Here is a 23,619-nt window from a genome sequence, read left to right as displayed (position 1 = left end):
CTTCCCGAAACTTTTAACCGGCTTACCGAAATAGGCTTGAGACGTCCAAAGGTATGGTCACCAGCGAGTGACACCACCCGCAGGAGGCCCGACAGCGATGACTCTACCGCCGTCGCTGTCAGAATTAGACGCCGAATCGGAGGCCGAGCCCACGCTCAGCCGCGTCACGCTCGTGGTCGGTGACCTGCGGTTGGACTTCGGTCTGCCGGCCAATACCAGCATCAGCGCGTTCATCGACGACGTCATCGACATCGCCAACGAGCAAATCGCCGCGCACCCCGCCTCGGACACCGGACTCGAACAGGTCGTCTTCGACACGACCGAGGGAAAGTGGACCCTGGCGCGCCTCGGAGACGACGCGATCGACCCCAGCCGGTCCCTGTCCGAGGCCAATATCTACGACGGGGAGCTGCTGGCCATCCGGGAGATCGACCAGCCGCAGCGCCCGATGTTGTTCGACGACGTCGCGGACGCCGACGAGCAGGCCCGGAATCCGTTCACCGCCTGGTCCGCCCGCGATGCGCGGCCGATCACCTTTTTCGGGGTGGGCCTGACCGCCGCCGCAGCCGTCGCATTCCTGCTGCCACGCCACGCCGAACGGATCTATGTCCCGGCGACCGCGCTCGGTATCGGGGTGCTGACAGTGATCCTCGCGTGCGTGATCGCGCACCGTTCGGGGCGTTCGGAGTGGGTGGCCGCGGTGGCCACGCCGCTGCTGTTCGGCGGCGCGCTGTATGTGGTACCGGACGGCTTCGGGGTGACATCGCTGCCGATGGCTTTCGCGCTGACGGGCCTGGCGTCGCTGCTGATCCTGCTGGTGACCGGCCGGGGCCGCACCCTGCACACCGCGGTGATCGCGCTCGCGGTGATCGGTGGCGCGGCCGCCGCGGTTGCGCTGCTGTGGAATCCGCCGCCCCGCGCGATCGGCGCGGTGCTGGCCACGGTGTCGGTGATCGTCGTCTACCTGTCCCCCCGGGTGACGATCCTGCTGGCCAAACTCCCGGTGCCCCGGGTGCCGACGGCCGGGGAACCACTCGACGACATCGAAACCCAGGGTGGGACCACCGTGGAGGGCGTCAACGCCGTCGGCAAACAGGTCATCCCGACCGAGGAGGGCATGACCCTGCGGGTGCGCCGGGCCAGCCAGTACCTGACCGGCATCCTGATCGCCGCCGCGCTCACCGCGACCGTCGGCTGCTACCTGGCGGTCGACGTCAGCAACGGATTCTATTGGCAGGGAACAGCTTTCGCTTCCGCCGTGGCCACCGTACTGTGTTTGCGGGGCCGCAGCCATCACGATCTGGTGCAGTCCGCCACGTTGATCGGCGCGGGCCTGTCGATCGCGTTGCTGACGATCGTCAAGATGGCGGTCGGCCTGGACGGTTGGGAATTGGACGCGACGCTGGCGTTGGTGATCCTGATGGTGCTGCTCGTGGCCTGCGGCATCGTCGCGCCCAGGTTGGAGTTCTCCCCGGTGATGCGCCGCCAGGTCGAGATTCTGGAGTACCTGGCCATCGTGATGGTGTTCCCGCTGTGCTGCTGGATCGTGCGACTGTACGCGGTGTTTCGCGAACTGCGGCTCTGATCGCTCAGGACTTCGGCTGCTCGACCTTGGACCCGCGCGGGTCGGCGGCCATCCCGTCGTGTGCCACCAGCGCCGCTTCCTGCGAGAGTTCCGGACCGGCCGGCAGCAGGGCCACGACCGGCCACGGCGCGAACTGCGGCACCTCGGCGTCGAGGCGCGCGTCGTGCACCCCGGTGACGCCCAGCGCCGCGGCCGTCGGCAGATCCTTGAGGTGATAGCGCACGCCGGAATCGGAGATGTAGAACAGCTGCCCCATCGCCCGGCTGTCCACCTCGCCGCCGGTGGTCTGGACATACTCACCGGTGCCCGGCTTGATGTACACCGAGTCGACGCCTGGACCGTTGCCGTCGGCGGTGGCCAGGCTGACGGGTTGCGCCCCCTCCGGAATCGGGAGGCGATGCCCGATGAGCAGGTGCACTGCTGCCTGGGCGGCGGAGTTACCGCGCTCCCACGCCATGCACACCACCCGGTCGGGTTCAGCGTCCACGATCTGCGGCGACACACTCGGGTAATGGTCCAACGGCAGCGTGTGCACAATTGGCAGTTGACTCACCACCGCCGGCGACACCTCATGATTCCCTTGTGCCGCAACATCATTGGGATTGCTGTACCGGATGATGTCGGCGGCCGCCGATGAGATCGGCTGCAGGCCGTCGGCCAGCACCACATAGAGTTGCTCGCCCCGCGAGTCGACTGTTTTGACGATCGAGCCCACCGGGTAGGTGGGGAAACCCGGGACGACGCTGCCCGCGCCCTCGATCGTCACCGACCGGATCGGCGCAACCAATGGGAAGGTGTTCAGCAACGCGACCGAGATGGGACGTACCTGCGCACGCTGCAGGTGCAGGGCGTTGATCACGACGGAGTCCGAGGGATCGATGACCGCGCGCACGCCGTCGAAGACGAGGTAGACGGTGTCCCCGGAGCGGACGAGCAGCATCTGGGAGGTCGATGCCCGGCGGATGTCGTCGTCGAGGGTGAGGTCACCGGCGACGACCGCGGTCTGCACGCTGGCCAGTCCGACGTTCTTGGACACGTCCGGAGTGGTGACCGCGTCGCACACCGTCCACCGCGACGTGCGCAGGTCCGCGCCGGCGTGAATTCCGTTGGGCGCTCCGATGATTCCGACCATCGGTCCACGCGGCAACTTGTTGAGCCATTTGTCGCTGACCGACTTGGCGGGATCCGGTTTACCCGTGATCAACCGCGCGGAGGCCAGATTCAGCACCGGATGCAGGCGATCGCCGATGCGGACATACAACCCGCCGTTGGTGCTCAGCAGAATCTGGGCATCGCCGATGTTGGGCGACGGCTTGAAGAAGGCCAGCACCCCGGCGGCCCCGGTGATCAGCACCGCGATCACCAGACCTACCAGCAGCGAACGGATCTGCCCGCGCATCGGGTCGTGGATCATCCGGGAGTCGGCGCGGATCAGCGCGTGCTCGAGTCGGCGAATCAGGAATCGATAGCCGTTGACCTGCGCGCGCGTCGTCACTTGCGCAGGCATGTTCACCCCCATCAGCGTCGGGCAAGCACCGAGCGTGGATAGCGTATAACGCCGTCACCAGCTAAAGCCGCGCGGATTTCCGCCCGCAACACTGGATAGGATCCGACTGTGCCGCGTCGTGCAGGGACGCGCCCGGACCCGGGTGCGCCGTCGGAGCCGAACGAACTGCGGTCGACGATCGACATCGGCGCGCAGCGCTTCCTGCCGTTGCCCGACCTGCTGGTGCTGCAGCTGCTGATCGCCGCTGGGACGGTGACCGCACCGGCGCTCGGGCTCCCCGGCTGGCAGGGCAGTCTGGCCGGGCTTGCGGTGGCGCTGATCGTGGTGCTGCGCTTGCGCGGCACCACGTTGCCGCGGTTGCTGGCCCTGCGGGCCGGCTTCTGGCGACAACGGCGGCAACGGGCCCGGCGGACGAATCATGGGGCCCCCTTCGATGTCCCCGGTGCCGAGGGTGCACTGATCGGATTCCGTTGGGACGGCAGCACTTTGATGTCGTTGCTGAAGATCGAAGAGAACCCGCAGGCCATGACCATCATGGAGCCGGGCACCACGGTGTCCGGGGAGACCGTGCCGGTGCGGGCGCTGGTGGACTGTCTGCAGCAGTTCGACATCACCCTGGACTCCATCGACGTGCTCAGCCAAGGCGCCCGATCCCAGGGCCACAGCCAGGTGGCCGCGGTGTACGACGCCGTGCTGGGTCCGCTGCCGGCGATCGCCCAGCGCCACGTGTGGATCGCGATCCGGTTCGACCCCTCCCGGTGTGCCGACGCGGTGCGCCGCCGTGGCGGCGGACGGGACGGGATCCTGCGTGCGGCCACCACCGCCACCCGCCGCGTGGCCAACCGACTGACCGAGGGCGGCCTGCGCACCCGGGTGCTGACAGCCGCCGAGATCGGTCAGGCGACCAATCAGCTCACCGACGGGGTGGACCTGGTCACCGTGGAAGAAACCTGGCGGACCTGCCGCGAAGGCCGGTTCCGGTTGCGCAGTTTCGCGATCAAGCCGGACATGTTGACCACGGCGGGACTCGGACTGCTGTGGACCATTCCCAGCTACTCGACCACCATGAGCCTGTCGTTTCGGCGCGAGCATCCGAGCGGTCCGGTCGCGATCCGCGGATTGGCACGCTTCGACACCCACGGCAGGGCCCGGATCAACCTGCGCGGACTGACCCATCTGCGGGGCAGGCAGTATGCGGCACTGGCGGCGAGCCTCCCGGTGCCAGCGCCGCGGCAGCCGATCGCCAAGTGGGCCTACTCCGGCACGGACCCGGACCGGGACTTCGCCTCACTCTGCGTACCGGCCTCCGGTTGCGGGCAGGTGATCGGAGCCGACGAGGACGGCCGGGCGGTGGCGCTGGCGCTGTTCGGTCCGCAGATCCGGCGCGTGGAGATCGCCGGCACCTTGCACCTGGCCCAGCAGGTGGTGTTGCGGTCGCTGGCGCTGGGCGCGCACGTGTTGGTGCATACGCGGCGTCCGGCGCTGTGGCGCACCATGGTTGACGAGGTGGACGATCACGACCTGCTGTGGGTCGCCGACTTCAACCGGGGTTCCATGCAGGCCGGAGCCGACCGCAATTATTCGGTGGAGATGTTCGACGGGGTGACCGAGCAGTCCGTGCGGGTCGGCGTGACCGCGATCGTGGTGATGTCTCCCGGGGCTGCCGTGACGGCCAACGCCGACGTCGCGCTGGAACTGCTGGATCTGCGGACCGACACAGTGCAGGTCAGCACCCGCGCGGGCGCGTCGGTGGTCACCATGGTCGCGACCGACGAGGAGATGCGTTACCTGAAAGCGTCTTTCGCCGCCGAGGACTAGAACCGCGGTCCGCGGTGCCGTTTTGCACCGCTGCGGTGCGCTAGCGTAAATCGAGGTCACCCCGGATCGGGGCAGTTCAAAGGAGTGATCATGTCGTACCCCTCGGGCGGTTACCACGCGCCGGAGCAACCGGGCGCATCCAGCGATTACTCGCAGTGGGTCGCCGAACCGGAAACCGGCGCCAAGATGTCGCACCGCGCGCTGTCGCTGGCCGTCGCGGTGCTGGGTCTGTGTTCCTACCTGGTCAGTTTCGGGCCGATGCTCGGCGTCGGTGGCATCGACTGGGACGTCCGGTTTCCCGCCCTGGCCGGCCTGTTGGCGGCATTCGGGCTGCTTCCCCGGCAGACGCCGGCCGCGAAGTGGGTGGCAGCGCTGGCCGGGATGGGGTTCTTGGACGCCTTATCACGCGGAGTCGTGGTGCCCGACGGCGTCGAACCGGGTTGGGCGCTGTGGGTGGTGGTGGTGCTGAACGCGGCGCAGACGGCCGTCGCGGTGGGCGCCGTGCTGAACCAGCCGGCCCAGGCCGACCCGCAGCAGGCGTGGTACGCGGCCTACGCCGAGCAATATGCGCAGGCCGCGGCGCAGTACTACGGGCAGTATGCGCACGAGGACGACGGTGCGGCCGAATACCAGAACGGCTCCGGGCAGGCCCATCAGGTGCAGCCCGCGTCGGCCACCGAATCGCGGCGGGCCGCGCAGAGCGCCAGCTATGCGGAATTCTTCGGCGGCCCGGCCACTGCGCCGACCGGTGCGTCGTCGACCGCGCCGGTCGCGCCGTCCTCGGGACTGCCCAACGTCGGCCACTCCCCGCAACCCGCGCAACAGCAGACAGTGGCCTTCGAGACCGGCTACCGCAGCTCGCCGTAGTAACTGCTCAGCTGACGGAGAGCTGCCCGATCAGGGTGGTGAGCACGGCCGCGACATCGTCGGGAACGGGGCGCTCGGCCTCGGCGTCGGCCAGGACCGAAGCCGGCAGGCCCGCGGCAGCCGCAGCTTCTTCCAGGCTGAGTTCGGCGCGGTGCCGCGCGCCGTACAGGCGCTGGCCCAGCGTGGCGTTCGGCGAACGCGCGGCCCGGTCCATCACGTCGTTGTAGGCCCGCCGGACGGTACTCAACGCCAGTACCACCGACGGGGTGCCCTTGGTGTTGCGGGCCGCATTGGCCGCGAGGTTCTCCAGCTTGCGCAGGTCGGCGAGGATCTGCGTGACTCTCGGCGCGAACGCCGGGTCGGCCGGGTCGGGCAGCTCGGCGGTGGCCGTGCTGATGGTGTGCATGGCCAGTTCGACGGCCTCGGCCAGCAACGGAGCCCGCACGGTGTCGGTGAGCACCTCGGTGGATTCCTCGGCACCCGAAGGGACTTTGCTGGGGACGGTGGCCGGCGCCGCGATGGGCAGCACCGCCGAGCCGCTGCGAATGCGGGCGATGGTGCCCGGGCTCCATTGCAGGGCCTTCTCCAGCTTCGCCAGCGTGGCTCGCCGCGGCCAACTGCGGCCCTTCTCGAAAGCGATCAGCGTGCCGGCGTTGATGATCTTGTCTTTGGCCAGGCCGCGCTGGGTGATCTCGAGTTCGTTGCGCCGCGCCGCGACGGCCTGACCCGCGCGCGCCACGCCGGGATCGTCGGCCTCCCACCACTGATCTTCGTCGGCGTCGGGCAGCTCGATCACGGTGGTGATGTCCCGGGCTGTGTCGGGCACCGAACCGGGTGACAGGGTCACCGGGAAGCCTTGGGGATTGGCCAGATGGATGGTGGTGGTATCGGTCACCTGCACCGAGCTGCGCCGCACGCCGTCGAGGTACATGCCGTTGGTGCTGGTGTCGATCGCCTGCCAGCCATCGTGATGTGGTTCGAGGCGCAGGTGCCACCGGGAGATCCGGTCGTCGGGGAGACGAATGGTGGCCGAGGCGTCTCGACCGATGACGGCGACACCGGCCGACGGGTCCAGCATGTGCTCCTCGTCACCGAGCCGGACCACCAGCGCCGTCGCGGGCACGGTCTGGTCAGGTGTCACTGCGCCACTCCCCCGGCTTGGACTCCCGAAGAATCGGGCATCGTCGCTGCAGCCTTCCTTCAGCACTGGGGGTCGATGCTACATCTTTCCTGCTACATAACCTCGTTCGACCCTCGAATCGCTGCGGTTCTCGGGTGCAATCGCGTTCGCGATGGCGGTCTGAATGCAGACCGTGCCACACCGCGCTACGCTTCGGGACAGTTCGATGCCACGGTTGTCTTGTAGTACACACGTAAAATACCGCTTACCTCAGTAGGCGCTACGTTTTAATTGTTGCGATATGCCCAGACTTGTGATTAAAGTCGTCGCATCGAGGGGTTGTTACAGGAGTCGGGAGGAAAATCATGACCGCAGCGGTTACACCGTTGTCCACGCCGCTGGACGAGTACGTGCCGGTGTGCAGCGTGGACCCGGATCGGTGGACAACCTGCGAACCCGACGAGGAAGCCAAGGCCCTGTGCCTGAGCTGCCCACGCCGGTGGCTGTGCGCCCGCGAAGCATGCCAGGACCCCAATGTGGAGGGGCTGTGGGCCGGTGTGGTGATCCCCGAGTCCGGGCGCGCGCGCGACTTCGCCCTGCGCCGGTTGCGGGCGCTGGCCGAACGGGGCGGCTACCAGGTTCGCCCGCGCCGGCGTGGCCGGCCCCGCGGCTCCCGGAACTGACGCCTGATCGCGGCAAAATGCTGCGCATTTGATAGTTGGCGGGCCTTTACACTAGCCGCACAGCAGCGGTCACCTGGGGGACATCGTGAGCAATTTCGCAGGCCTGTTCGGGAGTAGTGATCCCGGAGGTCTCGATGTGGACCGCTTGCTGTCCAATCTCCAGGAATTTCAGGGTGCGGCAGCCCGTTCGGCGCAACGGATGGCGATCGAGACTGCCGACGGATGGTCCACAGACGATCTCGCGCACGTGTGGGTGAACGCCCAGGGCGTGGTGGTGCAGGTGGAGTTCGATGAGACGCTGTTGGCGCAGGCGAGTGGCACCGAGGTGGGTGCCGCGGTCGTGCAGGCCGCGCAGGCGGCCGCCGCCCAGATGCGCGCCAAGACCGATGCCTTCCAGGCCGGCCTTTGGCAACAGGTCGCGCAGTTCGGCGTCCCGCCCGTCACTGACGTCGAAGAACTCAAGCCGTTGCAGCCGCAGGTGCCGCTGTCCGCGCCCGGCTCCCGGGAGCGGCGCACATTGGCCGAAGAGCTCGACGCCGAGGACCATCAGCGCACGGCCGCTCCAGCCGCCGACCCGCCGGACTGGCAGCTGACGATTCACGACAACGACTGAGCCGAAGGGAAGTTCACCGCACATGGCAGGACAGTTTGAATACGACGACACCACCGCACGCGCGGGAATCAGACAATTCGACGAACTCGGAAATCGGCTCGCTACCCTGATGCGCAGCGTGAATGCGGAGTTGTCCGGTGACTCGCCGTGGTCGCACGACAAGATCGGTTCGGCTTTTGCCGGGAAGTTCGATCCGGACCGCACGAGAACCCTTGGCAACGCCAAAGATCTCGCGCAGGGGGTGGCCAGCGTCGCACCCGCACTCACCGAAGCCGCCAACACCATCGTCGCGGTGGATGGCGGGATCGCCGGCTAGCCGCCGGCACGGGAGCCGGCCTGATGCTGGGCGCGTAAGCCGTGGGTATCGAGCTTCCGGGTTGGTTGCGGTGGGTAGGCGACCTGATCGGCGAGCCGTTTCCGGAAGGGGACGAAACCGCGTGTCGGCGGCAGGCTGACAGGTGGCGGCACTACGCGGACGAGTTGACGCGATTCAAGACTGATCTGGACGCCGCCACCCAGTCGACCCTTTCTGGATTCACGGCCGGCGAGTTTCACGACAAGCTGATCGAAGGGCTCAAACCCTATGCACCGTCGATAGACCACGTCGCAGGTCAGATGAGACAACTGGCGGAGGCGGTCGAAAAGGCGGCCACTGAGATCGAATTCGCCAAGCAGATGTTCATCGCCAACCTGGTTGTGCTGGCGGCGAGTCTGACCGCGCTGCTGGCGTCGATCTGGATCAACTGGACGGCTCCCGCGCAGATGGCGGCACTGATCGCCGGCGCCGAGGCAGTCATTTCCCAGATCATTCGTGCGGCAGTCGCGAAAGTGGTGGGAGAAGCAGTAGCCCGGGTCATCGCCCAGATCGCGGTGCGGGCGCTCGAAGGCGCGGCGATCAACGCCCTGGCGTCCGGAGCTATGAATGCGGGCATTCAGGGCATTCAGGGCATTCAGGGGCACCGGCACGAATTCGATTCGAGGTCGTTCTGGGGTGATGTCGGGTCCGGAGCGATATCCGGCGCCGCGATCGGCCCAATCATGCGGGGCGCGAACGACTTTGACGCGGGGTCGGCGCTTGGTAACCACGCGAAGAATTTCGGCGCCTCGTTCGTGGGCAATGCCGGTGGTGCGCTCGCGGCCCAACAGGTGATGACCGGGCACATGAATCTCGGCGACGCGCTGGGCGCCGGGGCGGTCTTCGGTGGCATAGACGGGCTCCGCCGCACCGGCGCGCCGGGGATCTCGGAGCCCAGTGCGCTCACCGGCGACCGGACCGGGCAGACGGGCGTCACACCTCTCTCGCTGGGCGAACCGCCGCATGTGCCGGTGGCCGAACCCGGAACCGGCGCCCTTGGTCACTCTCCGGAGAGCGCCGTGGTGCCCGCCGGACATCCCGCCGGAAATGTCGACGTCCCGCTCAACCCGGGCTCGCACACCCATGAGGTGGTGCCCACCGGGTTGGCCGGCGGCGACGCCGGCATCACCGCCCACAGCGCCACCGCACCGCCGGTGAACCACCCCGGCGTCCTCGACACGCCCGCGACCGGGTCGCCGAGCGCGCCGGCACCGCCGAGCACCCCCCAGGTGGCCGCTACCCACACCGGCTCGCCGGCCGCGCACAGTTCCAGCCCGCCGCCGAGCGCACCGGCCGCACCCCCCCGGTCCGGGCTGCCGGACGCGGGATCCGCCGCTTCCGGCCATCCGGCTGGCGCGCCTGCCGCCCGCACCTCGGATAGCGTTGTTACGCATGGCATTTCGGACCCGAGCCATGCCCCCGCGGGCACCGAGCCGTCGACGCACCCGGTGCGCGACATCGACGCGCACTCGCCCCGTGACTCACCGCCTGCGCATGATGTTGCTCCGGCCCGCGATATGCCACCGCGGGATTCCGTGCCACCGCATGACCTGCTGCCACCACGCGAAGTCGTGGCACCACATGACGTGGCGCCGGCGCGCGACACACCCGCCACGCGCGATGCCCAGCCCCCGCGCGACAGCCCGTCGGCCCGCGATGCCCAACCCCGGCGGGACATTGCCGCACCGCGCGACGGGCACCACGTCCGTGACACGGCGCGGGACGGCCAATCACAGCCGGGCCGTGACGAGCAACGCGCCGACCGGACGCCTGGGGATCGATTCGCCGGGGGCTCGCATCCCGATGCGACCGGGCGCACCGAAGCCTCCAATGACTACACCAGAGACCCTGTCGGACAGCGAGATTCGGAGCATGCTCGCGATACGACCGGGATCCCCGACCAGGCTCCGATGCCTGCCGCCGTCAGTTCCGCGGTGCTGCCCGACGGCGCGCACCCCGCGGCCAGGTCGACAGCGGCCCACACCTCCCACGGCAGTGGGCCAGGACGCGCCGGCGGACACCCCGATCCCCTGACGGAACCACCGGCGCGACGTCCCGACGTCGACGAGCCGCACGGTGGCGACGACCCGCCACCACCCGGACCGGGACCGATGGACCCCGCCGGCTTCACCAACCATGCCGATAAGCGGGTCTACGGGCCGCGGCGACTCGCTCCGGTAGAGCACCCCGGACATCAGGCGGCGGTCGAGCACGCGCTGGCAGTCCCCGGCCGGCAGGGGCACGAAATATGGGCCGACCCGCGCAGCAATCGCTACGGCGACCTGGTCAATGACGGCGGACCGGGTGTGCCGGGGCGCGCGAACAACTGCCTGGACTGCGCGTTGTCGGCGCTGGCGTCGTTCCACGGGCACCCGACGGTGTCCGCACCCCGGTATCCGGACACACTGCCCAACGGGCTCATCGACAACCAGAGCGGCGAAGCGGGCGGGACGGCCCGGGCCAAGGCGTGGCTCGGCGACGGACTGCATCCGGCCGACTCGAAGCTCCCGATTCGCGATCAGTTCGCCGCACTGCACGAGCAGATCAAGAAGATGGGCCCCGGCGCATCGGCGCTGGTCGTCAACGAGTGGCACGCGCGCGACGCCAACGGCGTCCCGATCTACGACGCCCACGGCAAGCCGGTGATATCAGGGTCGCACGCGACCGTCGTGGTGTATCCGCGCGACGCCCAGGGTCCGGTGTGGTGGGATCCCCAACACGGCTCGACCTCGGACCATCCGCCTACGCGGATGACTGACCGGTCCGCCTCGCTATGGTCCACGCCACTGCGGCCCGATCACTTCGGTCCCCCACCCGCACCGCAAGGAGGCCAACATGGTGCAACTGGACACCAAGGAACAAGCGCTGGCCTACCTGGCGCGGGTGCAGCCGGGACGCACCTATCAGGTGTGGCCGTTCGAGATGGGTTGGGTCTGTCAGGCGATCCTGACGCCCGAGGAAGCCGAGGCGGGGATGGGACTGGGCCTCGCGAACCTGGTGATCGACGCGGAGACCGGGATCGTGACGGTGCAGTCGAGTCTGGCGCCGGACTGGATCGCGGAGAACTACACGGAGGCGAAACGCAACGGCCGCACGATCGGCAACCAGATCTACCCCCACCAGTGGCGGATCACGATCCGGCGCACACGGGAGGACCCGGAGACCATCACCTACCAGATGGCGGCCGTGTCCCTGACCGATCCCCCGCAGCCCACGCAGGAACACCCGGTGACCGTCAACAAGCGCACGTTCCTGAACGAGCCCCCGGACCACCTGTCGAGCGTGGCGGCGTCGCACGCGCAATGGGTGAGCCGCCAGCGCAACGGGGTCTGGCCGGAGGAGAGCACGATGGAGTTCTGACCGACCCGTCGGCCACGACGCATCCCGACGCGCACCACCACGATGTCGATCCCGGTGACCGCGGGCGCGACGTCGCCTCGCATCCCGACGCCGAGCGGATCGCGAATGAGGCGCTGTGGAAGCGGATTCCGCCGGTCCATCCGAGTGAGGTCCGACATCACCTGTCCGACAAGCCCTTTGGTGAGCAGCGCGCCCGGGATAATGCCGCGTGGTGGCGCGAGCTGAGCGGCGAAGAACAACGCGCGCTGATCGACGCGTACTCCCGGGAAATCGGCAACGCCGAGGGCATCCCCCCGTGGGCGCGTACCGAAGCCAACGATCACCGGCTGTCCCAGCTGCACCATGAGCTGCAGTCCCGCAAAGACGCGGGCGAGCACCTCAGCCGTCCCGAGAAGCGAGAACTCGAGCGTTACAACGAGATTCGCCGAGCTCTGGACGAGACACGGGGCAAAGCCGCCAAACTCGGCGCGGAAGTGCACATCCTCGCGTTCGACCCGCACGAGTTCGGCGGCGACGGCCGGATGGTGGTCAGCGTCGGTCACGATCCGCACCGCGCCGATGCGGTGTCCTGGCATGTGCCCGGTTTCTCCACCACGATCGACAAGATCGGCACCAATCTGTCCAACGCGATGCACCATTTCGAATCGGTGCGGGCGGTGAACGAGCAGGCCCGGGTGGCCTCGATCGCGTGGATCGGTTACGACGCACCGCAGGGATTCAAGGGCTTGTGGGATGTCGCGCACCCCGAACTGGCCCGTGCCGGTGGCGATATCCTGCGCGGCGACCTGACCGCGTTCAACGCCGCGCGCGATGCATTGGCAGCCGACGGCAGCCACTTCTCCACCAACGACGTCTTCGGCCATTCCTACGGTTCGACCACCACCAGCTTCGCCGGGCACGGCGGCGAGCTGAGCAGCCACGCCCGCAGCATCACCCTGGCCGGGTCGCCGGGTGCCGGCCCGGTGCGTCACGTGTCCGAATACGGGCTTGGCGATAGGGTTTTCGTCGCGTCCTCGTCTCGCGACCCCATCACCATGCTGGGTGCGCGCTCGCTCGACGGACTGGGCGCGCGCCTGCCGGAAACATCCGGTCGCGCCTTCGGTCGTGGCCTGGGTCTTGATCCTGCGATGCATGCCTTCGGGGCGCACCGGATTACCGCGGAGTTTCCGCGCTACATGGATCAGATCCGGGGACCGGACCGCAATACTGCAACCCACTCGGCGTACTACAGCTTCGATTCGCAGCACGCCACTACCCGAACTGAGTCGTTGGCCAACTTCGGCCGCATCGGCGCCGGTCTGTTCGACCAGGTCCACCGCGAATTGCAGCGGTTCGAAGTGGACTCGTCGGCTCCCGGCCGGTGGCGTACCGCCGAACCGGCGGAGATGCGGGCGCTGGAACACCACGCCGACCCGGCCGAGTCGGCCCGGCGGATCTGGGATCCGCGGTGGCATTCGCTGCCCGAACATCCCGGCGGCGACGCGAGTTGCGCGCACCACGTCGCCGGTCTCTTGGCTGACCGCTATGGCCGCGATGTCGTGCTGCGGACCGAACCGGGCCCAACCGGGGTACCCGCACGAGATCTGTTCGCGGCCTGGGATTCTGAGTCGCACTTCGCGGGCTACGCCGACGTGCACGACGCGCTGCTGCGCCTCGGCGACGGGTCGGCGGCGATCCTCGCCTCGCGGTGGGCGGGTGGACCCGAGATGGGTGGTCACGCCTACGTCGCGGTCAACGAGGGCGGCACGGTGCACCTCTACGAACGCTTCGGTGACCACTTCGAGCGGTCCGGGTGGCCTCCGTACTGGGGTGAGGCCGCGGTCGACAGCACCGCCGTCGGATATCTCGACCACAACGGAAACCCGGTCGCACCCCTGGACGACCGGGGCCGGGGACTGGAAGCCGCGACCGCCGTCGGAGACGTGGCGGGACACCCCTCGGAACCGCCGGCCCCGCACCATCCGACCGGCGTCATGGCGATCGGCGATCCCGTCAGCTACCCGCCGCAGGCGGCGCAGCTGGCCGCTGATCTCAATCACGCGTTCGCCAGCGGGAATCTCACGTCGGACCTGGTGCGACACATGGCGGAGCTCTCCACCCACCGCGTCGGCGACGTGGACCGGGTGGTGCTAGGCAAGTACGACGGCTACGACGGTGGTTACATCGGCGCCGCCCGGCACGACGGCGGGATCTTCTACGACACCGGACCGGAGGCGTGGCAGAACATCGAGCGAGGGCTGAGCCGACCGGACGCCAACGAACTGGGCTGGCGAGTGAACGAACAATTCCTGAGGACACAGCTGGAGAACGGGGTGGCCCGCATCGACTACCTGGTCGACTACCGGCACTTTTCGTCGGTGGAAGATGTCCAGCTGCTTCGTCCGGACTCGTTCTCGGCCAAGGAGATTGAGTTCCTGCAAACTCACGCGTCGAGGTACGGCTACAAACAAGTCGGCGACTCGTGGGTTCTCGTAGAAAGCCGTGACAAATGACCGAAGGATTTCTGCAGCATGTCCAGCTCATTGTGGGGCCCGTGCTGGCGGAGTTGGGTTTTGAGCTGGCCGGGTTCGACGACAGCGTCGATGAGGGGGGCATACTCGGTTCCGTCGCGTTCTACCGGTCGGCCGACCGCAAGCTACAGATCTACAACTCCAAGAGATCCGGTGAAATCAACTGCATGATCGCGCTGCTCGCAGCGCACGATGTCTACGGCCTGTTCGACCGAACCGGTGAATGGCAGTATCTGACCCGTTTCGCGGACCGGGCCGAACTCGCCGCACTGATCAAGTCAGAGGGAACCGGGTTTCCCACCGAGGAGGAATCCTTGACCCGGATCAGGACGCGGATCGAGAGGTACTACCCGGTCGCTCACGCGGGCATCCGGCAGATGTTCGGCGATTCCGAATGACGGGGTACGGAAATTTGGATCGCATCCCCGCCCAGTGCCTCGACACGGAAGGAGTGGCGCGGTGACCATCGACGCCGCCCAAGCCATCTCCGCGGTCGCCGAGTTCGTGCGTCGCGAGGGAATCGATTATCCGACAACCGGTTTGACGGCAGAACGGTTCGAGGCCGGTTGGTCGGTGTATGCACCGGTACATGTCGACACCAGCGATCCGACGAGCTTTCTGCACATGCCGGTCGGGCGGGCGGTGTTCTTGATCGGGGACAGCGGACGCATCGAGCAGACGTCATCCGCCACACCGCCGCAGGTCGCCCGGCAGCGCTTCGCCGAGCGGGAGCGCGCCCTCGCCCACACCAATGCGGACCCCGCCGCGTTCATGGCCGGGTTCGCTGAAGCAGTCAACGCCGCCGACCACTCGGGCGCACCCGCGGCCCGCAGTGTCACCCTGGTCGACGACTCACCGCCGCGAGAGAGCCAGGCCGCCCACAACGAGGAGATCGGCCGGCAAGCCTCGAGCATGCTCGATCCGATCGCCCGGGAGCTGGCCTCGCTCGGCCCCCCGGACTGGCGGGAATTCATCGCGGTATTCGCCCTGACGGTGCGCGGCGGAACCGCCGATTGCGCATTCGACACGCCCCGGGGGTGGCAGCCCGTCACCGTGCCACGTCCGGTGCTGGATTTGGTGCGCGCGCAACGTGAGGTGAGCGCACAGATGTCGGCCGGGCCGTGGTGGCGACTCACGTTGTCCGTCACCAGCCAGGGTCGGCTGCGCGTCGAGTACGACTACGGCGACCAACCATTCCCCGACGGTCAACTGCAGCCAGCGGACCACTATCGCGACGACATCGCCACCTATCCCCGGCCCCGGTTGCCGGTGTGGCTGGCCGGCTACCTGGCCGGGCCGGCCGCGCAGGGCCGCACTCCGCAGCAGGCGTCCGCGGCGGCATCGGCCGATCAGGCAGCCGGTCGTCTGCCGGTCGAAACCGACGACGTCGAACCGCTACCGGTCACGTGGACCCGGTGGGCGGTGCTGGCCGCGGTCTACACCGGTGCGCGCTCCCGGTGGGGGCCGCGGATCGCGGCGGGTTTGGCCTGGTACGAATCCGATGCCCGCAGCGGGTCGACCCTGTACCTGCTGCCCGGTGACCGGGCGGTGCTCTCCGGCGGGCGCTGGAACTCCCCGCTGCTGGTGGCGGCCTACCAGCAGGGACAACCGCTGCCGGACCTGTACGGCGGCGCACCCGCCTGGGTCAACGATTCGGTGCTGAACACCCGCAATCAGAACGGACTGCTCAGCTTCTGCTTCTGGTGGGAGCAGGGCCATTGGTGGCGCGGATCGACCAACACCTTCGACGAACTCGACGACCCACTGCCGGCGATCTGGACACCGGGGGAAACCGTCGAGGCGATGATGGCAGTCGTCGGCCCGGGCGTACGGGACGCGTGCGACCAGCTGCTTGCGGCGGCCACCGCGCACACCGTGACAAGGGCCGATCTGGCTGCCGTATTCAGCCAGTTCGGTGACCCTGACCTCGATTCCGCACTGAACCAACTGAGCCTGGCCGGCCTTGCCGCATGAGCAGCACTCCGGACACCATCGCCACCATCGCCCTGTTCGTCGTCGGCGCCGCAGTAATGCTCTTTGTCGCGGTGACGGGGTTCTTCAGGTTGGGTGTGGAAGTTCGGCCGCGACTGATCGCGCCCCCGCGGTGGTACCGGGTCACCGACCTGGCCGCCGAGGTGGTCCCGGTGCTGCTGCTCGCCGCTGCGTACGCGGCGGGGGTCGTGCTGGCCGCCCTCAACAGCGGCGTGACGTTTTACTATCCGCTGATCGCCGTGACCGTCGGGGTGGTCGCGTGGAATTTCGCGCTCAGCAGCTTGATCCGCCGGTTGTGCGCGATGCGGGTGGGCCAGCGGACTGTCGAGGACGCGCAGTTCGACCAGCGGCGGGCGGCTGATGGCAATTTTGACACCCGCGGGTAGGCCGCGAGCTGATCAGAACTTCCCCGGGACGGGCATGGGAACACGGATGCCGGCACCGCCCCGCCGCAGAAATTTCGCGGATTAGTGCGCTCGGGGTGGCCTATTCTGACAGGTGATCGCGGCTCGTTGGAGGAGCCTTCTCTGCGTAGCCCGCATCGTGATGCTGGGGCGTCGGGGTTGCATGGGGAATAGTGATTTGCCGCTGACGGACGACGTCGGAACCGGAGGGGAAAACCATGTCTGTTGACGAACCGCCCGCGCCAGGCTCGCTGGGAGATCCGACCCTGCAACTACGGCAATGGCAACAAGCTGTGCCGCAGAACATTCTGGAGGTCGACAGAGCGGCATTGAATAGCTGGCTGGCCAGCACCGGTCGAGTTGTCGAGGACCTCAACGCACAGGTAGCCGCATTGAGCGGGTTGAAAATAAACGAGGGGGTTGTCGGCAGCTTCCAATCCGCGCAAGCCACGGCACGTCAACTCAATGATTCCGGGGATGCGATTCGCCAGCGTTTGGCAGAGTACGTGGGATTTGCGACAGCACTTCGTGATTTCTCCAGTGCGGCCTTTACTCAACTGCTCAAGACCGACGAAGCCTGATGTTGTGTGAACAGTTCTGCGAGGCGGTGAGGCACGCGTGACGGGCGATCCTCCCGCTCTGGATTGGACGCCGCACGATGACGGCTATCACGGCGATCTCGGCCCCATAAACCCGAATCACCCGCCTCCGAATTTACATAATTCGTATATCGGGCAAACTCTATATGACGACCTCAACAATATAGACAGCACCCAACTCGCGGGTCGGACGATTAAGGGCGTGCCGCTAGAGCACATCAACACTTTTCTTGAAGGCTACAACGGCATCAAGGACGCCGCGGAGGACATCGCGGTTCGCCATCGCTTCATTTGGTCGAACGTGAGTTCTGCTCTCGCGCAGTTACGCGGAACCTTTGAGCAAGCGATAGCCGCAGCGGAGCAAGGCTTATCAGGGGCGACCGCAGCACAGATGTCTCAGTTGGCTCGAAATTCTCTCAACTACCTAGATTCCCTGGTAGACGCGACCGAACGGATGAGCCCCCTGGTGGACACGTTCTCGCGCGATATCAAGGAAACGCGGGATTGGTTCATTTCCAACAAGACACAATTAGACAATGATACCCGGATTCGGGCGCAATATGAGCATATTTCGGAGAAACAGGCTGCAGACGAACTGTTGTCAGCTTCTTATGACCGCGCGGCGCAGCAAACAATTCACTCCTTCTACAATCCGCCGATTGATTGGATCAGTCGACGTCATCCCGACATGTCGGCAGGCGCACCTCGAGTAGGCGCCCCCGGGGGGCCCGGGGGTACGGGTACGCCAAGCGGTGCGCCACTCGGCGGCCCGAGTCCGGGCGGCTTGGGCACACCGAATATTCCGAGGCCCGCCGGACCAAGCCGAGTGACCCCGGTTGCAAACAAGCTCAGCAGCCCGAATTCTTCACCGAACCCCCTGCAGGGACTGGGCGACGCGGCCAAGGGCGTCGGAGACGCCGCCAACGGAGCAGCTCAACAGGCTCAGAACGCAGCCGGGCAGGCGGGCAATGCCGCCAATCAGGCCCTGAACAACAGCGGCCACAAGGGCTCGCTCGGTTTGCCCGAAGGGGTACTGGGTCTGGGCCCGAAGGGTCTGACCGGAGCCAAAACGTCAGGATCAGGAGGGGGTCGCAGCGGGGGCGCCGGAGTCGCGCACGGGGCCGCGAGCCAGCGGCCCGCCCAACTGCAGCCGTCGAGCAAGCCCGTCGCCGCAACGCAGGTGTCTCGGGCGGGCGTGGGCGCGGGAGGTACACCAGGTGCCGGTGCTCCGGCGGCGGGTCATCGAGGCGGATCGGGCGCAGACAAGGCACACAAGGCGAATAAAGCCCTGCGGCTGACGAAGCACGGCCAAGACGTGATCGGGGAAGCTGAAGCTGTGGTGCCGGTAGTCGGCGGGGAATCCAAAGACGCCAGTCCACCCAAATCGTCCTAGCCGGTCCACCCCAAGTGGCGAAATGAAGCGCGCGGCGCTGAGCCGGGTAGGACGCCTCGAGCTGGTCGACCTGCAAGCCATTAGCGACAAGCTCGGCCGAGATTTTTTGCCGCACCCCTTTGTCGTGCTGCAACCCTCCCGTTTCGGGAGTTACCAGGAGTACGAGTCATACCTGGCTGCCGTCCCCGGACGTCTCGAGGGCGGTGACCTACAAGACTTCGCACCGTGGATCACCTCGTATATCAACGCAGACATTCGGGTGGAGTGCGTCGTGAGCATTGTCGGCGCCCGACGAGGACGGATGATGGCGCATCGTCGCGGCCAATCAGGCTTCGTGGCTGCGCAGAATGACGAGGAACACTGCGTCGACGTGTTTGCGGTTGCACCTTACGAATTGGGCCCGGCCGTCGCAGGTTCGCTCGCGCTCACCCAACCGGGTAAGCATTCGGCGATCGTGATTCCCGGCTTGGTGCGGCCACCGGCTGAACCGAAGGCGGACAAGGACGAAGCCCCCGTCATTATGTCCCGCGACATCACGCGCGGACGGGTATCAATTGCCCGTTCACACGTGCTTCGGCTCGCGCGAATTCAGAGTCACTGGCAGCCGGCACGCGATTGGGGATTCGATCGCAGCAAGAGCACCGTCTCCTGCGTCAACGTCAGCGACGATGGCGACTACATCTATGCGCCGGATTTCGACTACCTGACGCCCATGACAATGGATAACCTCGCCGATCGCATCGATGCGATGATCGCTGAGGACGTAGCGAGGCTTCGACAATCACGCAGTACCTGAAGCGCCCTTCCGTTGGACACAGAACAGTTTGAGGTGGGCTCACTTCGGCGCATGCAGCGACATCACGACGTCCCGGTCGATGTCGTGTTCGATCAGACCGGTACCGACCTTGTAGAGCCAGATCTTGCCCGGAATCTCCCACAGGGTTTGGCAGGTCGTGGTGTCGATCGCCGCGTATGTGATTCCCTCCGAAGCATCCTGCCTGGTAATGACGACGGTACCGTCGGATCCGACATAGCCGGATCCGAACTGCATCGTGCAGGTGCGTCCAGGTTGAGCGGTCAGCAGATCCCACTGCTGCCAGGCTGTCTGGTCGCCGTAGCCGCTGTCTTCTGTTCTGATGAACAGCTTGGTTCCGATCACGGTGAAGTCCTCGTGCAGATTCCGCGACGGGATGGTGGCGACGAGTTTGCCTGCGGCATCGTAGATCTGGAAGGTACCACCGACGGCAAGGGTGAGCATCGCCGCGTTTCGCCGCGGGTAGCTGCGCTGGGGTTGCTGACGTCCGACCATCCGCCCGGAGGTGTCATACATGAGCGTGCCGGTCACCTTGCCGGCATCGAACTGATAGGCGAACCCGCCGTTGTAGGTCTCGACCTCTTCGAGCCGGGTGCCCGCCGGGGGGGTGGGTGTTATGTCTTTGCCGTCGGCGATCGAGAACACCCGGTTGCCGCGCTCGTCGTGGACGTCCTTCAGCGGCTGCACGGCAAGGGTGAGCGGCGGAACGTCCGGATCCCAGGTGGCCGGGAAGCTGACCTCTCCGCTGCCGGGTAGGAACCAGGTCATCTCGGCGTGCGGACCGACGCCGTGCAGCCCTTCGCCGTATTTGGCTGCCAGCAGGTAGGTAGGCCCGTACTTGTACCCCACCGGCTCCAGCCGGGTGTCTCCGCCCATCCTGGGGTTGAGGGTGTTTGGTCCGCTGTAGGTCAGCGCACCACGCTCGAGATCGATCACCCAGGCGCCGGGAGGCGGGACATACTGCTCGGTCCCCTGGACGACACTGCTGGTGCAGACGGCCACCGCCGGCCCGTTGCCGTAACAGTCCCCGAAGAATTCGGGCAGCGCCACCGGCGGAAAGAGCCGGGCACCGGTGGTGACGTCCAGCCCGTAAATCCAGCCCGTCGGATGCCGGCATTTCTTGTCACAGCCCTGCAGGGCCACGAAGTATGCCTTGGTGCCGTTGCGGGTGAAAAGGTTGCCCAGCTTGACGCCGGGAGGCAGTCCCATGTCTGCCGCGGTGAGTTGCCAACCGGGGACCGGCTGGCGGTTCAGGGGGAACGACACCAGCAGGTCTTCGGGTGTGCCGATCGGCGGGGCGGCAGGTGGGGCATCAGCAGCACGCCGGTCGGGAGACCAAGGCGCCCAGACTTTTACGGCCACGACGCCGGCCACCGTCGCGAGCACGACCACGAAGACCGCGCCGAGCCACCACCGCCGCCGAGAACGCCGCAGCGGCGCTTGCGGCGCTTCGTCCGGCTCCACCCACCGAAATCCACCCGCGGGTAACCCCGACACGCGTCACTCTCCTTCCGCTGCAGCGTTCATCATGGCACCGGCGCCGACGCGATCCGGCAGACCAGTAACTCGCCGTCCCGCACGCCCAACACGAACTGCACACTGACGTCATTGTCGAAGTGCGTGCTCAGGGTCCACAGCGATCCGTGGCGGCCGAATGCGCCGGTGGCCACGACGTGCATCTCCTTGCCGAGCGGCTGGTTGGTCTTGACGTCGTTGAGTTCGGTGGTGACCGTTCCCTCACTGTCCGGGCAGGTCAGCGCCTGCAGATTGGCGAAATGACGCGCGCTGCGTTCGCGTACCCAGGCCCGCACCGTGGTGTCGGCGGCCTGGTAGGCCTGCGCTTCTGTCATCGAGTTGCTGACCGTCTTCGGCCGCAATGTCGGGTGGTCGCCGCGGTCTCGGCCGACGACCGCAATCACCAACACCACGGTTGACGCCAGGGCCGCAATCACCCACAGCCACAACGAGATCCGGCGCGCTGGCCTGCCCGTCGGCGACCTACCGTCGATCGACACTCAGCCCCCCGCCTTTGGCGGCAGTGCGATGTCGCACACCTTCAAGGTGCCGCCTTCGCTGGCCAGGGTCATTTCTTCGTAGAGGAAACCGCCGTGCGTCTGCGCCTCGTCCACTTCCCGCTTGGTGCGGTCGTCGACCGGACGGATGCGCACCGCGATGCGCACCCATACCGCCGCCCCGTCATCACGGAACTTGGTGACCGCGTCGGTGAAGACCAGTCCCTGATCCTGACCGTAATAGCCGATCGTGCTGATCCAGTCCGTCACCGATTGCGCGGGGTGCACACACGCCAGTTCGCGCATCCGCGCTACATCCCCGTTGTTCTCGGCTTCATACCACTGCGTTGCCACCGCGAAGGCCTGTTGCGCGCGTGGTGGCGGCGGCACCCCCAGCGCAGTCAGGCGCGGCGGCTCCGACCACCGCCAGCCCGTCGCGAATACCACTGCGGCAGCGGCCAGACACCCGAACGTGATCGTCGCCAGCACCCACTGCGGCCAACGCCGTGACCCGGCTGCGGTCGCCACCGGATCGGTCCGCGCCGACAACCGCCCGTCGGCGTCGCAGTCGATCACCAACCGCCCTGCGGTCCCGCTCTGCCGGTGATAGTCGCTGAGCGCAGCTATCACCCCGGCAGGTACCGGCAGCGGTATCGACGTCCCTTCGCCTGTCGTCAGCGAAGTCGTGGCAGCCGAAGTGGCCGAATCGAATTCGAGGTGTAAGTGCGCCCAACCCGCAGGTGCCTCACCCAGCAACAGCGCGACGGCTTCCTCGATGCGGCGCCGGTCCCCCGTCGCCGAGCCGTCCGCGCCGCCCGAAATCACCGGTCCACCCTAGCGCTCGGACTGCGCACGGTAATGTCATTCTCAGTGCGCGCTCGCAGCGTTCCGCCCGGCCCGCAAGGAGAAGGATCCGCCCATGACCGGCCCCACCGAGCAAGCCGACGTCACGCGCGCCGACCGCTTCATCAAAACCGCGGTCGACATCCTGGGCGAAACCGGCCGCACCGACTTCACCGTGCAGGAAGTCGTCGCCCGCTCCAAGACCTCGCTGCGCGCTTTCTATCAGCACTTCGCCAGCAAGGACGAGCTGCTGCTGGCGCTGTTCGATCGGACCATGGCACAGGCCGCGGACATGTGGCGCGTCGAGACGACCGGATTGGACAGCACCTCGGCGCTCAAGCTGGTCATCGACCGGGTCACCGCGCAGCCGGAATCCAGCACCCAGGACAGCCTCAACCGGGCGCTCAGTCTCTACAACCAGCATCTGGCCGAGACCCGGCCCCGCGAATACGCCCGCGTGTTGTCCCCGCTGCACCGACTGATCCGCGACATCGTCGGTCAGGGCATCACCGAGGGCCTGTTCGACCCGGCGCTCGACGTGGGGGCCGCAGCCGCAATCGTCATGCAGACCGTCATCGGCGCCCTCCGGTTGCGCTGGCTGGGCACCGAATTGAACGGCACCCCCATCGATTCCGGTCAGCTCTACGACTTCTGCAGTCGCGCCCTGGGTGTCCGGGACACCACCGACAACGCGGTCGAGCCCACGCTGGCCGAACTGTTCGCCCAGATCGGCCTGCGCCCCACCACCACCCCCGGCGGGGGATTCGCGATGACCATGCCGGTCAGCCCCCAGGTGGTGAACACCTCCGGCGCGTTGCAGGGCGGTCTGATCGCCACCCTCGCCGACGTGGCAGGCGGACAACTGGGGCTGGAATACCTGCAGCCGGGTACCGCCATGACGACCTCCGATCTGGTGATCCGCTATCTGCGGCCGATTCGGCACGGCTCGGCGCGCGCGGTACCCACTGTGCTGCGCGCCGGTCGCCGCTCGCTGGTTATGCAGATCGACATCTTCGGTGACAGTGACAGCGAATTGGCGGCCACCGCCACGGTGAACTTCGCGATCGTCGGTCGCCCCACCGAACCCGGCCCCACGCTCGACTGATACACCGCCGGGCCCGGTTTCGGCGTTTCGCCACGTCAG

General features: G+C 67.2%; 21 protein-coding genes and 2 pseudogenes. 17 read left to right on the top strand and 6 right to left on the bottom strand.

The genetic code is table 11. The features are described 5' to 3' along the window. Positions 1-97 precede the first annotated feature (97 nt). Positions 98-1,585 carry a type VII secretion integral membrane protein EccD gene (eccD, locus tag AC5Y5Z_RS14250; protein WP_499925717.1) on the top strand — a complete coding sequence of 496 codons (1,488 nt, stop codon included), beginning with the start codon at positions 98-100 and terminating at the stop codon, positions 1,583-1,585. Positions 1,586-1,589: 4 nt separating this feature from the next. On the opposite strand, the gene eccB is transcribed toward eccD, so the two are convergent. Then, positions 1,590-3,092 carry a type VII secretion protein EccB gene (eccB, locus tag AC5Y5Z_RS14245; RefSeq protein WP_463826504.1) on the bottom strand — a complete coding sequence of 501 codons (1,503 nt, stop codon included), beginning with the start codon at positions 3,090-3,092 and terminating at the stop codon, positions 1,590-1,592. A 108-nt stretch (positions 3,093-3,200) separates the two neighbouring features. Between eccB and eccE the strand changes: the two genes are divergently transcribed. Further along, complete coding sequence (gene eccE, locus AC5Y5Z_RS14240) at positions 3,201-4,910, top strand: type VII secretion protein EccE (protein WP_499925714.1); 1,710 nt, start codon at positions 3,201-3,203, stop codon at positions 4,908-4,910. A 90-nt stretch (positions 4,911-5,000) separates the two neighbouring features. Further along, on the top strand, positions 5,001-5,777 hold the full coding sequence (locus tag AC5Y5Z_RS14235; RefSeq protein WP_499925713.1) for a DUF5336 domain-containing protein: 777 nt from the start codon (positions 5,001-5,003) through the stop codon (positions 5,775-5,777). 7 nt (positions 5,778-5,784) lie between these two features. Here AC5Y5Z_RS14235 and AC5Y5Z_RS14230 read toward each other — a convergent pair whose 3' ends face one another. Then, on the bottom strand, positions 5,785-6,918 hold the full coding sequence (locus AC5Y5Z_RS14230; RefSeq protein ID WP_463826507.1) for an FHA domain-containing protein: 1,134 nt from the start codon (positions 6,916-6,918) through the stop codon (positions 5,785-5,787). A 344-nt stretch (positions 6,919-7,262) separates the two neighbouring features. Between AC5Y5Z_RS14230 and AC5Y5Z_RS14225 the strand changes: the two genes are divergently transcribed. The 4 genes and pseudogenes from AC5Y5Z_RS14225 to AC5Y5Z_RS14210 form a co-directional block, all read left to right on the top strand. Beyond that, positions 7,263-7,580 (top strand): WhiB family transcriptional regulator, encoded by a 318-nt coding sequence (locus AC5Y5Z_RS14225; protein WP_463826508.1) that lies wholly within the window; start codon positions 7,263-7,265, stop codon positions 7,578-7,580. 85 nt (positions 7,581-7,665) lie between these two features. Then, complete coding sequence (locus tag AC5Y5Z_RS14220) at positions 7,666-8,193, top strand: YbaB/EbfC family nucleoid-associated protein (protein WP_499925710.1); 528 nt, start codon at positions 7,666-7,668, stop codon at positions 8,191-8,193. Between the two features lie 22 nt (positions 8,194-8,215). Further along, positions 8,216-8,509, top strand: coding sequence for a hypothetical protein (locus tag AC5Y5Z_RS14215; protein WP_499925708.1), 294 nt, complete (start codon positions 8,216-8,218; stop codon positions 8,507-8,509). A 41-nt stretch (positions 8,510-8,550) separates the two neighbouring features. Further along, a pseudogene (locus AC5Y5Z_RS14210) lies at positions 8,551-8,913 on the top strand (WXG100-like domain-containing protein); the annotation flags it as partial. A gap of 635 nt (positions 8,914-9,548) precedes the next feature. Here the strand turns inward: AC5Y5Z_RS14210 and AC5Y5Z_RS14205 are convergent. Continuing rightward, positions 9,549-9,920, bottom strand: coding sequence for a hypothetical protein (locus tag AC5Y5Z_RS14205; protein WP_463826829.1), 372 nt, complete (start codon positions 9,918-9,920; stop codon positions 9,549-9,551). A gap of 145 nt (positions 9,921-10,065) precedes the next feature. Here AC5Y5Z_RS14205 and AC5Y5Z_RS14200 point away from each other — a divergent pair. The 9 genes and pseudogenes from AC5Y5Z_RS14200 to AC5Y5Z_RS14160 all read left to right on the top strand — a co-directional run. Further along, positions 10,066-11,259: pseudogene (locus tag AC5Y5Z_RS14200) on the top strand (toxin glutamine deamidase domain-containing protein); the annotation flags it as partial. A 124-nt stretch (positions 11,260-11,383) separates the two neighbouring features. Continuing rightward, positions 11,384-11,908 carry an SUKH-4 family immunity protein gene (locus AC5Y5Z_RS14195; protein WP_463826830.1) on the top strand — a complete coding sequence of 175 codons (525 nt, stop codon included), beginning with the start codon at positions 11,384-11,386 and terminating at the stop codon, positions 11,906-11,908. After that, complete coding sequence (locus tag AC5Y5Z_RS14190) at positions 11,851-14,400, top strand: alpha/beta hydrolase (protein ID WP_499925910.1); 2,550 nt, start codon at positions 11,851-11,853, stop codon at positions 14,398-14,400. Before AC5Y5Z_RS14195 ends, AC5Y5Z_RS14190 begins: the two co-directional genes overlap by 58 nt. After that, positions 14,397-14,816 (top strand): hypothetical protein, encoded by a 420-nt coding sequence (locus tag AC5Y5Z_RS14185; RefSeq protein WP_463826511.1) that lies wholly within the window; start codon positions 14,397-14,399, stop codon positions 14,814-14,816. The genes AC5Y5Z_RS14190 and AC5Y5Z_RS14185 overlap by 4 nt, the downstream gene beginning before the upstream one ends. 61 nt (positions 14,817-14,877) lie before the next feature. Then, a complete protein-coding gene (locus AC5Y5Z_RS14180; RefSeq protein ID WP_499925706.1) occupies positions 14,878-16,392 on the top strand; it encodes a hypothetical protein in 1,515 nt (504 codons plus the stop codon). After that, complete coding sequence (locus AC5Y5Z_RS14175; RefSeq protein WP_463826513.1) at positions 16,389-16,796, top strand: hypothetical protein; 408 nt, start codon at positions 16,389-16,391, stop codon at positions 16,794-16,796. The genes AC5Y5Z_RS14180 and AC5Y5Z_RS14175 overlap by 4 nt, the downstream gene beginning before the upstream one ends. A gap of 236 nt (positions 16,797-17,032) precedes the next feature. Continuing rightward, positions 17,033-17,395, top strand: a complete 363-nt coding sequence (locus AC5Y5Z_RS14170) for a hypothetical protein (protein ID WP_463826514.1) — start codon at positions 17,033-17,035, stop codon at positions 17,393-17,395. 37 nt (positions 17,396-17,432) lie between these two features. Continuing rightward, positions 17,433-18,806 (top strand): hypothetical protein, encoded by a 1,374-nt coding sequence (locus AC5Y5Z_RS14165; protein ID WP_499925703.1) that lies wholly within the window; start codon positions 17,433-17,435, stop codon positions 18,804-18,806. Positions 18,807-18,828: 22 nt separating this feature from the next. Continuing rightward, on the top strand, positions 18,829-19,602 hold the full coding sequence (locus AC5Y5Z_RS14160; RefSeq protein ID WP_463826516.1) for an ESX secretion-associated protein EspG: 774 nt from the start codon (positions 18,829-18,831) through the stop codon (positions 19,600-19,602). A gap of 39 nt (positions 19,603-19,641) precedes the next feature. Here the strand turns inward: AC5Y5Z_RS14160 and AC5Y5Z_RS14155 are convergent, their stop codons facing one another. From AC5Y5Z_RS14155 to AC5Y5Z_RS14145, 3 genes are read right to left on the bottom strand one after another with little or no spacing between them, the layout of a single operon-like run. Beyond that, entirely contained in the window at positions 19,642-21,117 is a 1,476-nt protein-coding gene (locus tag AC5Y5Z_RS14155) for a 9-bladed beta-propeller domain-containing protein (protein WP_499925701.1), read from the bottom strand. Between the two features lie 29 nt (positions 21,118-21,146). Then, the gene (locus tag AC5Y5Z_RS14150; protein WP_499925699.1) at positions 21,147-21,635 is read right to left on the bottom strand and encodes a hypothetical protein; all 489 of its coding nucleotides are present in this window, start codon (positions 21,633-21,635) and stop codon (positions 21,147-21,149) included. Beyond that, positions 21,636-22,457 carry a hypothetical protein gene (locus AC5Y5Z_RS14145; protein WP_499925698.1) on the bottom strand — a complete coding sequence of 274 codons (822 nt, stop codon included), beginning with the start codon at positions 22,455-22,457 and terminating at the stop codon, positions 21,636-21,638. Between the two features lie 94 nt (positions 22,458-22,551). Between AC5Y5Z_RS14145 and AC5Y5Z_RS14140 the strand changes: the two genes are divergently transcribed. Next, entirely contained in the window at positions 22,552-23,580 is a 1,029-nt protein-coding gene (locus AC5Y5Z_RS14140) for a hotdog fold thioesterase (protein WP_499925696.1), read from the top strand. The last annotated feature ends 39 nt before the right edge of the window (positions 23,581-23,619 follow it).

The sequence above is a fragment of the Mycobacterium sp. NGS29 genome, from assembly GCF_059812965.1.
Note: the sequence above shows the minus strand (reverse complement) of the source record. Positions and strands in the feature narration are given on the sequence as shown.